11 protein-coding genes and 2 tRNA genes are annotated in these 13,202 nt (G+C 72.7%); 2 read left to right on the plus strand and 11 right to left on the minus strand.

The window, feature by feature from the left end:
* Positions 1-109: 109 nt before the first annotated feature.
* Together IAG43_RS10100 and leuS are read right to left on the minus strand one after the other, a co-directional pair.
* Positions 110-931 (minus strand): hypothetical protein, encoded by an 822-nt coding sequence (locus IAG43_RS10100; RefSeq protein WP_187740421.1) that lies wholly within the window; start codon positions 929-931, stop codon positions 110-112.
* A 228-nt stretch (positions 932-1,159) separates the two neighbouring features.
* Positions 1,160-4,009: a leucine--tRNA ligase gene (leuS, locus tag IAG43_RS10105; protein WP_187740422.1), complete on the minus strand. Its 2,850-nt coding sequence runs from the start codon at positions 4,007-4,009 to the stop codon at positions 1,160-1,162.
* Between the two features lie 475 nt (positions 4,010-4,484).
* On the opposite strand from leuS, the gene IAG43_RS10110 reads away from it, so the two are divergent.
* Together IAG43_RS10110 and IAG43_RS10115 are read left to right on the plus strand one after the other, a co-directional pair.
* Positions 4,485-6,041 (plus strand): hypothetical protein, encoded by a 1,557-nt coding sequence (locus tag IAG43_RS10110; RefSeq protein ID WP_187740423.1) that lies wholly within the window; start codon positions 4,485-4,487, stop codon positions 6,039-6,041.
* Positions 6,038-7,627, plus strand: a complete 1,590-nt coding sequence (locus tag IAG43_RS10115) for an NADH-quinone oxidoreductase subunit NuoF family protein (RefSeq protein ID WP_187740424.1) — start codon at positions 6,038-6,040, stop codon at positions 7,625-7,627. The genes IAG43_RS10110 and IAG43_RS10115 overlap by 4 nt, the downstream gene beginning before the upstream one ends.
* Positions 7,628-7,759: 132 nt before the next feature.
* On the opposite strand, the gene IAG43_RS10120 is transcribed toward IAG43_RS10115, so the two are convergent.
* From IAG43_RS10120 to IAG43_RS10160, 9 genes are all read right to left on the minus strand, one after another.
* Positions 7,760-7,832, minus strand: a tRNA-Ala gene (locus IAG43_RS10120).
* A 188-nt stretch (positions 7,833-8,020) separates the two neighbouring features.
* Positions 8,021-8,254, minus strand: coding sequence for a hypothetical protein (locus IAG43_RS10125; RefSeq protein ID WP_147986417.1), 234 nt, complete (start codon positions 8,252-8,254; stop codon positions 8,021-8,023).
* Positions 8,255-8,257: 3 nt separating this feature from the next.
* Positions 8,258-8,431, minus strand: coding sequence for a hypothetical protein (locus IAG43_RS10130; RefSeq protein WP_187740425.1), 174 nt, complete (start codon positions 8,429-8,431; stop codon positions 8,258-8,260).
* Positions 8,432-8,793: 362 nt separating this feature from the next.
* Positions 8,794-8,866, minus strand: a tRNA-Ala gene (locus IAG43_RS10135).
* Positions 8,867-9,008: 142 nt separating this feature from the next.
* The gene (locus IAG43_RS10140; protein WP_187744385.1) at positions 9,009-9,695 is read right to left on the minus strand and encodes a histidine phosphatase family protein; all 687 of its coding nucleotides are present in this window, start codon (positions 9,693-9,695) and stop codon (positions 9,009-9,011) included.
* Entirely contained in the window at positions 9,692-10,126 is a 435-nt protein-coding gene (rsfS, locus tag IAG43_RS10145; protein ID WP_187740426.1) for a ribosome silencing factor, read from the minus strand. Before rsfS ends, IAG43_RS10140 begins: the two co-directional genes overlap by 4 nt.
* A 167-nt stretch (positions 10,127-10,293) precedes the next feature.
* Positions 10,294-12,285, minus strand: a complete 1,992-nt coding sequence (locus tag IAG43_RS10150) for an LCP family protein (protein WP_187740427.1) — start codon at positions 12,283-12,285, stop codon at positions 10,294-10,296.
* 19 nt (positions 12,286-12,304) lie between these two features.
* On the minus strand, positions 12,305-12,928 hold the full coding sequence (gene nadD, locus IAG43_RS10155; protein ID WP_187740428.1) for a nicotinate-nucleotide adenylyltransferase: 624 nt from the start codon (positions 12,926-12,928) through the stop codon (positions 12,305-12,307).
* A gap of 38 nt (positions 12,929-12,966) precedes the next feature.
* Positions 12,967-13,128: a hypothetical protein gene (locus tag IAG43_RS10160; protein ID WP_187740429.1), complete on the minus strand. Its 162-nt coding sequence runs from the start codon at positions 13,126-13,128 to the stop codon at positions 12,967-12,969.
* Positions 13,129-13,202: the final 74 nt, after the last annotated feature.

Consider the following 13,202-nt stretch of genomic DNA (forward strand, 5'->3'; position numbering starts at 1 on the left):
ACAGCGCCGAAGCCGAACCGAGGCACCGGAGCACGGCCAACCCGCCGCCCCCGCACCCGGCCCGCCGACGGGCACACCCGTCAGCGGCGTGCACCGCCCCGCACCGGTCTCAGTTGGTGGTCTCGGGACGGGCCGACTTCTGCCACGTGTAGGTCATCTGCTGACGCGGGTCGCGCGCCGTGATCGCCTGCGGCTGGTCGGCTGCCCGCTGTCTCCGCCCGTCCCCCGCGCCTCCGGCGTCCGCGGCGGCGTCGGACGGCGCCGCCGGGCCCGCAGGCTCCTGCGCGCCCTGCCCGGCGGCCGGCCAGGACACCGTCTCCGCGGTGCGCGGCGCCTCGGTGGCGGCGGGCGACGACGTGCCGCGTGCCGTGTCGTCTCCCCGGGGCTCCTCCGTCCAATGCCGGAGCGCGCCCGCCTCCATGTCGATCTGCGAGCTCAGCACATCGAGGTCGTCGGCGGCGAACCGCTGCGCCCGGTCCCTGGCCGCCCAGCGGAGCGATTCGGCGGCGCGGGTGATCTGCTCGGTGCGGCGGCGCAGGTCGGGCAGCATCGAGGACACCGCGGCCCGGTCCGGGTCGCGCTCGAGCCGCTTGAGGTCGCCGTCCAGTTCGTGTCCGTGGGCGCTGAGGCGACGGAACAGGTCCAGTGACTCGGACAGCGACGCGTCCTCCGACGCGCCGGCGTCCAGGGCGTCCTGGGTGGCCCGCATGGAGGTCCGCAGGGACAGCCTGAGCTGCGCCAACTCGCCCGCCACACCGACCTGGCCGAAGCTCTTGGCCCGGAGCGTGGTCTCCTCGACGGTGCGCCGCGCCTGGGTGACCGTGCGTTCGACGCCGCGCTTGGCCGCGCCCACGACCTTCACCCCCGCGTACACCCCCAGGGCGACGAAGGCGAGGAAGAGCACCGCCAGGATCCAGATGACTTCTCCCACGAGCGGCCCCTTCGGCCTCGAATCCGGTCGTCGCACCCCCGCGCCCGCGGGTGCGGGACGTCCCGCTCCACTCGTGCACAGTGGTTCTTCCACGGTAAACGGAAAGGACAGGCCGAGGGTTCCGCCGGAACCCCCAACCTGCCCGTAGGGGACAGCCCTCAATCCCCATCGGCCCGGTGACGGCGGGCGGCACGCCGTTGGCGGCGCCCGCCGTCACCGGGCGAGCGGTCAGATCACGATGTTGACCAGCTTCGGCGCCCTGACGATCACCTTGCGGACGGCGGCGCCGCCCAGCGCGTTGACGACGGCCGCCTCGCCCAGGGCCAGTGTCTCCAGGTCGGCGTCGCCGATCGTGGGCGGAACCTCCAGGCGGGCCTTGACCTTGCCCTTGATCTGCACGACGCAGGTGACGGTCTCGTCCACCACGTAGGCGGGGTCGGCGACCGGGAAGTCGGCGTGCACGACCGAGCCGGTGCGGCCCAGCCGGTGCCACAGCTCCTCGGCGATGTGCGGGGCCAGCGGCGCCATCAGCAGCACCAGGGACTCCGCCACCGACCGGGACAGCGGGGCGGCGGTCTTGGTCAGGTGGTTGTTCAGCTCGGTGATCTTGGCGATCGCCGTGTTGAACCGCATCGCGGCCAGATCCTGGCCCGCGCCGTCGATCGCCTTGTGCAGGGCGCGCAGCGTGTTCTCGTCGGGCTCGGTGTCCACGACGGTGACCTCGCCGGTCGCCTCGTCGACGATGTTGCGCCACACGCGCTGCAGCAGTCGGTACTGGCCGACGACCGCGCGGGTGTCCCAGGGACGCGAGACGTCCAGGGGGCCCATGGCCATCTCGTACAGCCGCAGGGTGTCCGCCCCGTACTCGGCGCAGATCGCCTCCGGCGTGACCGCGTTCTTCAGGGACTTGCCCATCTTGCCCAGCTCGCGCTTGACCGGCTCGCCCTCGAAGAAGAACGCGCCGTCGCGCTCCTCGACCTCGGTGGCGGTCACCGGGAAGCCGCGGCTGTCGCGGTACACGTAGGCCTGGATCATGCCCTGGTTGAACAGCTTGTGGAACGGCTCGGCGGACGAGACGTGCCCCAGGTCGAACAGGACCTTGGACCAGAAGCGCGCGTACAGCAGGTGCAGCACCGCGTGCTCGGCGCCGCCGACGTACAGGTCGACACCGCCGTGGGGCATGCCCTCGCGCGGGCCCATCCAGTACTGCTCGACCGCCGGGTCGACCAGCTGCGTGCTGTTGTGCGGGTCCAGGTAGCGCAGCTCGTACCAGCACGAACCCGCCCAGTTGGGCATGGTGTTGGTCTCACGCCGGTACTTCTTCGGGCCGTCGCCCAGGTCCAGCGTGACGTCGACCCAGTCCTCGTTGCGCGACAGCGGCGTCTCGGGCCGGGTGTCGGCGTCGTCCGGGTCGAAGGTGCGGGGCGAGTAGTCGTCGACCTCGGGCAGTTCCAGCGGCAGCATCGACTCGGGCAGCGCGTGGGCGACACCGTCCTCGTCGTAGACGATCGGGAAGGGCTCGCCCCAGTACCGCTGGCGGCTGAACAGCCAGTCGCGCAGGCGGAAGTTGATGGTGCCCTCGCCGGCGCCCCGGGCGACCAGCCACTCGATGATGCGGCTCTTGGCCTCGGCGACGTCCAGGCCGTTCAGCGAGATCTCGTCGTTGGCCGAGTTGATCGCCGGGCCCTGGCCGGTGAACGCCTCGCCCTCCCAGCCCTCGGGCGGCTGCACGGTGCGGATCACCGGCAGCCCGAAGGCCTCGGCGAACTCCCAGTCCCGCTCGTCCTGTCCGGGGACCGCCATGATCGCGCCGGTGCCGTAGCCCATCAGCACGTAGTCGGCGACGAAGACCGGCACGCGCCCGCCCGTGACGGGGTTGACCGCGTAGGCGCCGGAGAAGACGCCCGTCTTGTCCTTGTGCTCGGTCTGGCGCTCGACGTCGCTCTTGGTCTGCGCCTGCTTGCGGTAGGCGGCGACGGCCTCGGCCGGGGTGGCGGCGCCTCCCGTCCACTGGGCGGGGACGCCGGCGGGCCATTCGGCAGGCAGGATCGAGTCGATCAGGCCGTGCTCGGGGGCCAGCACCATGTAGGTGGCGCCGAACAGGGTGTCCGGCCGGGTGGTGAAGACGGTGATCGCCTCGCCGCCCTCGCCGTCGACGGCGAAGTCGACCCGCGCGCCCTCGGAGCGGCCGATCCAGTTGCGCTGCTGCAGCTTGATGGCCTCGGGCCAGTCCAGCGCGTCCAGGTCGTCCAGCAGGCGGTCCGCGTAGGCGGTGATGCGCATGTTCCACTGGCGCAGCTTGGACTTGAAGACGGGGAAGTTGCCGCGCTCGGACCGGCCGTCCGCGGTCACCTCCTCGTTGGCCAGGACGGTGCCCAGGCCCGGGCACCAGTTGACCGGGGCCTCCGAGGCGTACGCCAGGCGGTACTCGCCCAGGACGTCGGCGCGCTCGGGGCCGCTCAGCTCGCTCCAGGCACGCCCGCCCGGCACCTCACGGGAGCCGTCCTCGAAGGCGGCGACGAGGTCGGCGATCGGCCGGGCCCGCTGCGCCTCGGTGTCGTACCAGGAGTTGAAGATCTGCAGGAAGATCCACTGGGTCCACTTGTAGTAGTCCGGCTCGATCGTGGCGATCGACCGGCGCTTGTCGTGGCCCAGGCCCAGGCGGCGCAGCTGGGACTTCATGTTGGCCATGGCCGCCTCGGTGGACACCCGCGGGTGCGTACCGGTGGCGACGGCGTGCTGCTCGGCCGGCAGGCCGAAGGCGTCGAAGCCCAGGGTGTGCAGGACGTTGTGCCCGGTCATCCGCTGGTGGCGGGCGTAGACGTCGGTGGCGATGTAGCCCAGGGGGTGGCCGACGTGCAGTCCCGCACCCGAGGGGTAGGGGAACATGTCCATGATGAACTTTTTGGGACGGGCGACGACCGCCGGGTCGCCGGCCAGGTCGCCGGTCGGGTTGGGCGCCTCGTACGTCCCGTCGGCGTCCCAGGTGTCCTGCCAGCGTGCCTCGATGTCGGCGGCCATGGCCGCCGTGTAACGATGCTGGGCTGCTGCCTCGGCAGCAGGGTTCGTATCGCTCATGATCCTTGAAGCTCCATCGATCGTCTCTGCCGGCTGCCGCGACTGCCGCTGTCCCGCCGGCGGCCGATCCCTGCCGGTGGGAAATGAAAAATCCCCTCGCACAGGAGGGGACGCCGCGCCGATTCCGACGGATTCTTTCCTACGTCGGGACTGATCAGCGCGGCTCGCTAAGCAGAAGGCGTACGGCACGCATGGCGTCAGGGTACCGCAGGCGGCGAAGACGCCGCATTCGGCTTCCGCGCAGGAGCCCCGGGGGCCGAACGGCACCCTCCCGACCGGCGCGAAAGCACCGTCCGGCGGCACTCCGACGATCAGGCCGTTGAGGTTACTCCGCGTATCAACCGTATCCAGGGCAAGCCAAGAACGCGCCGTCCGCCCGTCACCTCGGATAACTGCGAAACCTCGTACTGAGCAGTATGGGCCGACCTAGAGTGCGTCAACGGGACCGCTTTCCCGCACCATTCGGAGTCGCCCCATGAACCCTCGTCTCACCCGGCGTTCGTCGCCGGACGCCGGCCCGGGACTCAGCCGCCCGGTACAAGGCGGCCTCTGCGCGGCCGCGTTGATCCTCGTCCCCGCACTCGCCGTCGGAGGCAGTGACAGCTTCCGCGCGGCACTCGACTTCACCACCGGTGTCCTCTCCCTGGTGTCGCTGACCGCCTCCGTCGCGTGGGGGCTGCTCGCCACCGACCGGCTGCTCCTCTCGCCGCGCCACCGGCTGCTCGCCCAGGGCATCCACCGGGCCACCGCGATCGCCTCGCTCGGCTTCCTGCTGCTGCACGCCACCGTGAAGGTGTCCCTCGGGCACGTCTCGCTGATCGGCGCCCTGATCCCGTTCGGACTGGGGGTGACGGGCACCTCGGCGCTGATCGGCTTCGGCTCGCTGGCCGGCCTCCTGATGGTCGTCGCCGCGACCACGGGCGCCCTGCGCAGCGCGCTCGCGGGCAACAGCAGGGTGGCCGGCCGCTGGCGTCCGCTGCACATGCTGGCCTACCCGGCCTGGTGCTTCGCCCTCGTGCACGGCCTGTACGCGGGCCGCCCCGCGGCGACCTGGGTGACCGCCATGTACTGCCTGGCGCTGGCCGCCGTCGCGACGGCGGTGTCGGTGCGGCTGCTCCCCCGGCACCTGCAGCGGCGGGTCGCGGACTCGGTCGTGTCGCTGACCGGCGGGGTCGCCCGTCCGCCCGCCGCGGAGGAGCAGGCCCAGCGCGACCTGCGCGTCTCTCCGCTGCCGGGCGCGGGCACGGTGAACGAAACGGGCCGTCCGCCCGTATCCGCCGGCATGGACCGTATGGACCGCGTGACCGGCGTGCCCCCGCAGCGCCCCTACGAGGAGGACGCCCAGGCCCTCTTCGGGCGGACGCGCCCGCAGCCTCCCCGGCTGGCCGCGCCCTCGCCCCCGCTGTACGAGGCCCCGCTGTACGAGGCCCCGCCGCCGGAGGGTTCGCCCGTGGTCGTGCCGCAAGGCCGCGTCCCGGGCCGGGGCCCGGGAATGGCCGCCGCGTACCGCGCGGTCTCGCTGGCCGGGGAGCCGACGGCCCCGCTCGCCGAGCGGGTGCCGATGACCGAGGAGATACCCGTGGTGTCCGAGGCCGGCCCCCGCCCCGGCGCCTGGCCCACCCCCTCCCCGCCGCCGCCCGCGCGGTCCGTCCGTCCCGAGGACGGGCCGGCTCCGGGGGCGTACGCGCCGCCGCAGGACGCGTACGGCGCCACCGGGGCATCCGGCGCCCCGTCCCCGTACGGCGCGGACACGTACGGCACCGGCACCTACGGCACGGGCACGTACGGCTCCGGCGCCACCGGCGCCTACGCGGCCCCCGCCGCCGACCCGCTCACGGGCCCGCTGCCCGGCAGCGCCCCGTACGAGCCGGCCGAACGTGCCGGCCCGGCGTACGGCACCGGCGCCCCGTACCCGCCCGGCGCCGGGTCCGGGTCCAGGCCCGGGCAGGACGGGCAGACGCCCGCGCAGGACACCCTCTACCGGCCGTCCGCCGGTGAGCCCTGGAACGCACCCGCAGGAGAACGGCCGTGAACACCCCGCTCCCCGACGTCCCCGAGGTACGGGTCGTCGGCCTCCCCCAGCTGACCCAGGGGTTCGACCTCGTGGAGCGGCTGGACCTCCAGATGCACCTCAAGGTCCACGGGCCGCTGGAACCCGTGAGCGGCGAGCGGCTCGCGCAGCTCGCCGAGGAGATATCCCTGACCGGGCGCGGCGGCGCCGGCTTCCCGTTCGGCAGGAAGCTGCGCGCCGTGGCCAAGTCCGCGATCCGGCGCGGCGTCCGTCCCGTCGTCGTCGTCAACGGCAGCGAGGGCGAGCCCGCCTGCCGCAAGGACACCGTGCTGCTCAACCGGGCGCCGCACCTGATCCTGGACGGCGCGCTGCTGGCCGCCGAGGCGCTCGGGGCACGCACCCTGGTCGTCGCGGTGACCCGCAACTCCACCGAGGTCTCGATGCGTGCCGCGCTCGCGGAGCGGGGGCTCTCCGACCGCCGGGGGCAGCCGTTGCGCGCCCGGGTGGTGCGCACCCCGGAGCGGATGGTCTCCGGCGAGGCGTCGTCGGTGATCCGGGCGGTGAACGGCGGCCCCGCACTGCCGCCGGGACGCCGGGTGCGCGCCGCGGACTCCGGGGTGGGCGGCGCGCCGACCCTGCTGTCGAACGCCGAGACGTTCGCGCAGCTCGCCGTCGCCGCGCGCATCGGTTCCCGGCGCTACGCCCACACCGGGCTCGACTCGGAGCCGGGGACGGTGATGCTGACGATCTCGGGCGCGGTGTCGCGTCCCATGGTCGTCGAGGTGCCCACGGGCGTCCCGCTGCGCTACGTGCTCCAGCTGGCGGGCGCCCCGCCGCTGCCGCAGGGCGTGCTGACGGGCGGGTACCACGGCAACTGGATCGACTCGGTCGCCGTGCACGAGGCCGTGGTCTCCAAGGCGTCGCTGGCGTCGGTGGGCGGAGCGCTGGGCGCGGGGGCGATCCTGCCGATCGGGCCGGAGACGTGCCCGCTCGGCGAGTCGCTGAGGGTGGCGAACTGGCTCGCCGCCGAGACGGCCGGCCAGTGCGGTCCGTGCAAGCTGGGGCTGCCCGCCGCCGCGGGCGGACTCGCCGACGTGATGAACGGCGGCGGCCCCGCGGCTCTGGAGGCGCTGCGCGAGGTCACGCAGGCGGTGAAGGGCCGGGGCGCGTGCAAGCACCCCGACGGCTCGGCGCGCTTCTTCGCGTCGACCCTCTCCGCCTTCACGGACGACCTCGCCGCCCATGTGCTCCACGGCGGGTGCGGGCGGCCCACCATGGGCGTCCTTCCGCTGCCGCTGCCGGGCTACGAGGAAGCCGAGGAATCGATCCCGAGCGGCGAGAAGGTCTTCATCGACTGGACGCTCTGCCAGGGCCACGGCCTGTGCGCGGACATCGTGCCGGAGCTGATCCGGCTGAATCCGGACGGCTATCCCTCGGTCGCCGACGCCGTGGTCCCCGTGCACCTGCGCGGCCGGGCACAGCGTGCCGTGCGCCGGTGCCCGGCGCTGGCGATGCGCATCGAGCAGGTGGACGTCCCCGCGCCGTCCCCGGCGCGGCCTGCGCTGCCGAGCAGCGCCCGCAAGGCCCTGGGCAGCGGCCGGGATTGACGCTCCCCTCACCGGGACCGGCAGCGGCCGGTCCCGGTGAGGCGCCGGAGTCCCGGGAGCAGGCCACGGCCGCGCGGGACGGGACGACGAGAAGCGGGCCACCCTGATCGGGTGGCCCGCTTCGTCTTCCTGTGGAGCTAAGGAGAATTGAACTCCTGACCTCCTGCATGCCATGCAGGCGCTCTACCAACTGAGCTATAGCCCCTTGCTGTGTGTCCTCCGCGCGGTTTCCCTCGCGGCGACGTAGAGAACATTAACGCCCTCGTCGGCGCATCTCCAAATCCTTTGTCCGCCCGGCCTCCGCGGGACGGCTGCCCGGCCTCCGCGGGCCGTCGGGCAGGCCGCGCGGACGGGGACGGGCGGGGACGGACGGGATCGCCCGGGTGGCGAGGCTCAGGCCGTTGCGAACGAATAGAAGCGCTTGAGCGTGCAGTGCTCGTCCAGGAGACGGCCGTAGATGGGCTCGCCCTCCAGCTCCCGGTAGGTCTCGATCGGGTCGCCTTTTATGATCAGCGCCCTGGCGCACTCCTCGCACCAGTACTGGTACTCGGGGTTGACCGGGTCCATGTCCCTGACGATGGGCGTACCGCCGCCGCACCAGTCGCATTTCCGCCTGTGCGCACCCATCACTCAGCTCCAGCTGTGACCGCAGGCCGTGCACACGTACGACACACCGCCGTTGTCGCCGAGGACTTGGGCGACGTGGGAGGAACCACAGGAGGGGCAGCTGAGGCGGGCACGCGCCTCCGCCGTGGCAAGCAGGTCACCGGCAGCCTCCTCGGCTTGCTCGCCGCTGGCGGACATCGTGCGCTCCCTCCCGTACAGCCGGTGTCCCCTCCCGGCCGTCCGATTCTGCCACGGCGGCGCGCCGAGGTCAGCGGCGTTTGCGAACGAGACCGGTCCGGCGAGCGCCGACGCAGACATTGAACCGGGCCGGGGCGCGCGCCGGCGCCGCATCGCCGGAAGGAGAGGTTCCCGTCCTGTGCGGTTCGGGCCCAACCGGCCGGTGGCGGCGGGGAGTCCGCGGGCGCCGTCGCACCCGGTCCGGACGGGACCGGTGAGCCCGCCCGCCTCCGCTCCCTCCGGACGGCCGGAGGACACGCGGCCGGAGGGCGGACGGCGGAAACGCGAAATCCCGCCCCCTGACGGGGACGGGATCCGGATTGTGGAGCTAAGGAGAATTGAACTCCTGACCTCCTGCATGCCATGCAGGCGCTCTACCAACTGAGCTATAGCCCCGCGTGTTCTTCGCGCTCCGCGCTGCGAACAAGAAGAACTTTAGCCTGGGACCTGCCGGAAAGTGAAATCCGGGCCGAGGGCCGGTCCGGGCCCCCTCCGCGGGGGCACGGACCACGGCGCGGGCACCGGGCGCGGCCGCGCCTCAGGTGTCGTCGCCGAGCACCGGCTCGGGAAGCGTGCCGGCGTTGTGCTCCAGGAGCCGCCAGCCGCGCGCGCCCTCGCCCAGGACGGACCAGCAGCAGTTGGACAGCCCGCCGAGGCTCTCCCAGTGGTGTGCCTCCAGGCCGAGCAGCCGGCCGATGGTGGTGCGGATGGTGCCGCCGTGGCTGACCACGACGAGCGTGCCGTCGTCGGGCAGCTTGTCGGCGTGGTGCAGCACCACGGGGGCGGCCCGGTCGGCGACCTCGGTCTCCAGCTCGCCGCCGCCGCGGCGCACCGGCTCCCCCCGCTTCCAGGCGGCGTACTGATCGCCGTGGCGGGCGACGATCTCGTCGTGGGTGAGGCCCTGCCACACCCCGGCGTACGTCTCGCGCAGCGCGGCGTCGTAGGAGACGTCGACCCCGGTGAGGGACGCCAGCTCGGCCGCGGTGGCGGCCGCCCGCTTCAGGTCGGAGGCCACGACGGCGTCCGGCGCGAGGGCCGCGAGCAGGCGGGCGGCACGCCGTGCCTGGGCCACGCCCGTCTCGGTCAGCTCGATGTCCGTGGTGCCCTGGAAGCGGCGCTCCAGGTTCCACGAGGTCTGGCCGTGCCGCCACAGGACGATCCGGCGGCCGCGCCTCTTCTCCGTGCGGCCGCCGGCGGCCGCACCCGCGTCGGGCTTCCCGTTCAGTTGAGCTCCCCTTCCGCTTCCTTCCCGGCGAGCTGCGCGTGCTCCTCCGCCTTGCCGCGCGTCTTGAGCGCGTCCTCCGGGAGGGGCAGCTCGGGGCAGTCCTTCCACAGACGCTCCAGCGCGTAGAAGACGCGCTCCTCGCTGTGCTGGACGTGGACGACGATGTCGACGTAGTCCAGCAGGATCCAGCGGGCGTCGCGGTCGCCCTCGCGGCGCACCGGCTTGGCGCCGAGCTGCTTGTTCAGCCGCTCCTCGATCTCGTCGACGATCGACTTGACCTGACGGTCGTTGGGCGCGGAGGCGAGGACGAAGGCGTCCGTGATGGACAGCACGTCACTGACGTCGTACGCGATGATGTCGTGCGCGAGCCGGTCGGCGGCCGCCTGGGCGGCGGCGTTGACGAGCTCGATGGAACGGTCCGTAGCGGTCACAAGCAGGCTTTCGTCGGTGGTCGGAATTCCTTCAAGGGTCTCACGGACCGCCGACACACCACGCCCGCATTTCACCGGGCGCCCCGCCCGGGGCGGGGCGGAGCGGCACGGCGCGGGGGCCGCCCGGCTCATCGGCCCGGCGGCCCCCGTCGCGCTCCCGCACCGCCTCAGTCCTGCGAGCCGGCGCCCTCGTAGTCGCCGCCCAGCACCACCGACACGTCGGCGTTGGCGGCAGCTCTGCCCTTGCCGACCGCGCTCGCGGGCAGGCCCAGGGTCTTCGCGACCTCCTCCGCCTGCGCCTTGTGTGCGTCGTCGGCGTAGGTGACCCGGGAGGCGGCCGCGCCGTCCGCCTTTCCTCCGTCGATGACGGTGTAGCCGCCGTTGACCAGGGACACCCGGGCCTTCTCGGCGGCGCCGGTGTCGCCGGTCGCGTCGCGGATGCCGACCCGGGCGGCCGCGCCCGCCTCCGGCGCGCTGACGGAGCCGCCGAGGACGTCCTCGACGACGCTGTTGGCGGCCTCCTCGGTGAGCGTGCCGTTCTGCTGCACGGGCAGGAGTGCGGTCGTGTAGTCGCCGCCCTTGGCGTGCTCGGCGAGGCCGGCGAGGGAGCTGCCGAGGTCCTTCTCGTTCAGCGACGGGTCGAGGATCTGCGCCAGCGTCTCGATGATCAGGGTCGCGGACGGTTCGTCGTCCGGCAGCTTCTTGAGCACCGCCTGCATCACCTGGCCGAAGCGCTGGAGCTGCTTCTCCTCGGCCTCGCCGGGAGCCGACCAGGTGGCGTAGGCGACGGCGGCTCGGCCGTCGAGGGTCTGGTTCTCGCCCTTGGCGACGAGCGGGGCGTCGCCCTTCCTGGCGCCCGGCACCGTGGCGTCGGTGGTCAGATCGATCGTGCCGACCAGCTCGACGAGGTTCTCCAGGTACGGGGTGTCGAGCCGCCAGGTTCCGGAGATCTCCGCCCCGAGCAGGGTGCCGATCGCTTCGCGGGTGCCCGTCGAGCCGTCGTCCTCCACGGACTTGCCCAGAGTGGTGGCGGTGCCGTCGTCGTTGGCGACCGACAGCGTGTTGGGCAGCAGAACCGTGGTGCCCTGCTTGGTCGTGACGTTGTCGACCAGCAGCGCCGTGGACGTCTTCTCGCTCTTCGTGTTGTGCAGGTGCACCACGATCACGTCGCGCTTCTGCGGCCCGGCCGCGGTGCCGGCGGACGTCTCCGTGTCCGACAGTCCGGGCAGCTTCCCCGCGTACCAGAGGTAGCCGACGCCGCCCACGAGTGCGAGCGCGAGAACGACGGCGAGGGCGACGACCCGGTTGCGGCCGCGGCGCTTGGCCTCCTCACGTCGCTCGGAGCGGCTCTCGGTGAACTTGAGCCAGTCGATGACGTCCTCGGAGTCCTCGTCCGGCTCCTCGATGAAGGAGAACTGCTCCGTGCGGTAGTCGCGGTCGCCCGCCTGCGGGGAGCCGCCGCCGTACCCGGCTTCGCCGTCCAGGGCGTCCGCCCGGCGCTGCTCCGGCACGGCGGGCCCCTCCGCCGGGGCCGCGGGCGCCTGCTGCTGTTGCTGTTGCTGTTGCTGTTGCTGTTGCTGTTGCTGTTGCTGTTGCTGTTGCTGTTGCTGTTGCTGTTGCTGTTGCTGCGGGATGCTCCACTGCTGGGTGGTGTCGACGGCGGGCTGGGTGCCGGTGTCGTAGCCGTACGGGTCGTAGCCGTGTCCCTGTCCGGCCGTCCGGTCCCCGTACCGCTGGTCGCCGTACCCGCCGTACGCCGCCTGGCCCGTGGCGCCGGACGTCTCCGGGTACCCGCCGCCGGAGGTGTCGCCGTACCCGGTCCCGGGCGCCTGTCCGTACCCGCCCGCGCCCGGGTGCGCCGCGTACGGGTCGTGTGCCGCCGTGTACGGGTCCCGGCCGTACCCGCCTCGGCCGTAACCGCCCTGCGGCGCGGTGTCCGGGCGCTGCGCGGCGTACGGGTCGCGGGCCGCGTACGGGTCCTGTCCCCCGTCCTGCCCGGCCGTGTGCCCGCCCGGCGGCTGCTGAGGGTACGGGGAGGGCTGCTGTGCGTAAGGGTCGTACTGCTGGGGCTGCTGGTAGACCGGCTGCCCGTACTCGTCGTAGCCGACGATCGCGGGCTGCTGCCCGTACGGGTCGTAGGAGTCGTGCTGGTCGTTCACCGGTGCCCCTCTCCGTGGCTCACTGGCCGCGGTACAACTGGCGCTTGTCGATGTAGCGCACCACACCGTCGGGCACCAGATACCAGACCGGGTCGCCCTGGGCGACCCTCTCCCGGCAGTCGGTCGACGAGATCGCGAGGGCGGGCACCTCCACCAGGGAGACACCGCCCTCGGGCAGCCCGTCGTCGGTCAGATCATGGCCGGGGCGCGTCACCCCGATGAAGTGGGCGAGCGAGAACAGTTCCCCGGCGTTCCGCCAGCCGAGGATCTGGGAGAGCGCGTCGGCGCCGGTGATGAAGAAGAGGTCCGCGTCGTCGTTGAGATCGCGCAGGTCCTTCAGGGTGTCGATGGTGTACGTCCGGCCGCCGCGGTCGATGTCGATACGGCTCACCGAGAACTGCGGGTTGGACGCGGTGGCGATGACCGTCATCAGATAGCGGTCCTCGGCCGGCGAGACCCGCTGGTGGCTCTTCTGCCATGGCTCCCCGGTGGGGACGAACACCACCTCGTCCAGGTGGAAGAGGGCGGCCACCTCGCTGGCGGCCACCAGGTGCCCGTGGTGGATCGGATCGAAGGTTCCGCCCATCACACCGAGCCGGCGCTTGCCGGAGCCCGTACCCGCCGCCGCGTTCTGCTCTCCCATGCGTGCAGAGCCTACTGGCACGGGCCGCCGGCCCCGACTCAGCGGTCGCGGTTGAAGCGGGTCGTGATCCACAGCAGCAGCATCAGCGCGACGAAGGCGCCGATACCGGTGAGGTAGGGGCTGAGGCTCGCGTGATTGCCGCTGTGCTCGGCGCCCTCGGCGAGAGTGACCAGGTTGGCGGAGGCGCTCGTGAGGCTCATCTTCAGCAGGACCTTTTCCTCGGGAATCCGGGCGGGAGACTTCGCGCACATCGTATGCGGGCCGCTCGGGCACG

Source organism: Streptomyces genisteinicus (assembly GCF_014489615.1).
GTDB classification, from domain to species: domain Bacteria; phylum Actinomycetota; class Actinomycetes; order Streptomycetales; family Streptomycetaceae; genus Streptomyces; species Streptomyces genisteinicus.

Bases quoted from the DNA above. Each gene is read 5' to 3' on its own strand.
- leuS (WP_187740422.1), bottom strand. From the start codon at position 4,009: ATGAGCGATACGAACCCTGCTGCCGAGGCAGCAGCCCAGCATCGTTAC.
- IAG43_RS10110 (WP_187740423.1), top strand. From the start codon at position 4,485: ATGAACCCTCGTCTCACCCGGCGTTCGTCGCCGGACGCCGGCCCGGGA.
- IAG43_RS10125 (WP_147986417.1), bottom strand. From the start codon at position 8,254: ATGGGTGCGCACAGGCGGAAATGCGACTGGTGCGGCGGCGGTACGCCC.
- IAG43_RS10130 (WP_187740425.1), bottom strand. From the start codon at position 8,431: ATGTCCGCCAGCGGCGAGCAAGCCGAGGAGGCTGCCGGTGACCTGCTT.
- nadD (WP_187740428.1), bottom strand. From the start codon at position 12,928: ATGGGAGAGCAGAACGCGGCGGCGGGTACGGGCTCCGGCAAGCGCCGG.
- IAG43_RS10160 (WP_187740429.1), bottom strand. From the start codon at position 13,128: ATGAGCCTCACGAGCGCCTCCGCCAACCTGGTCACTCTCGCCGAGGGC.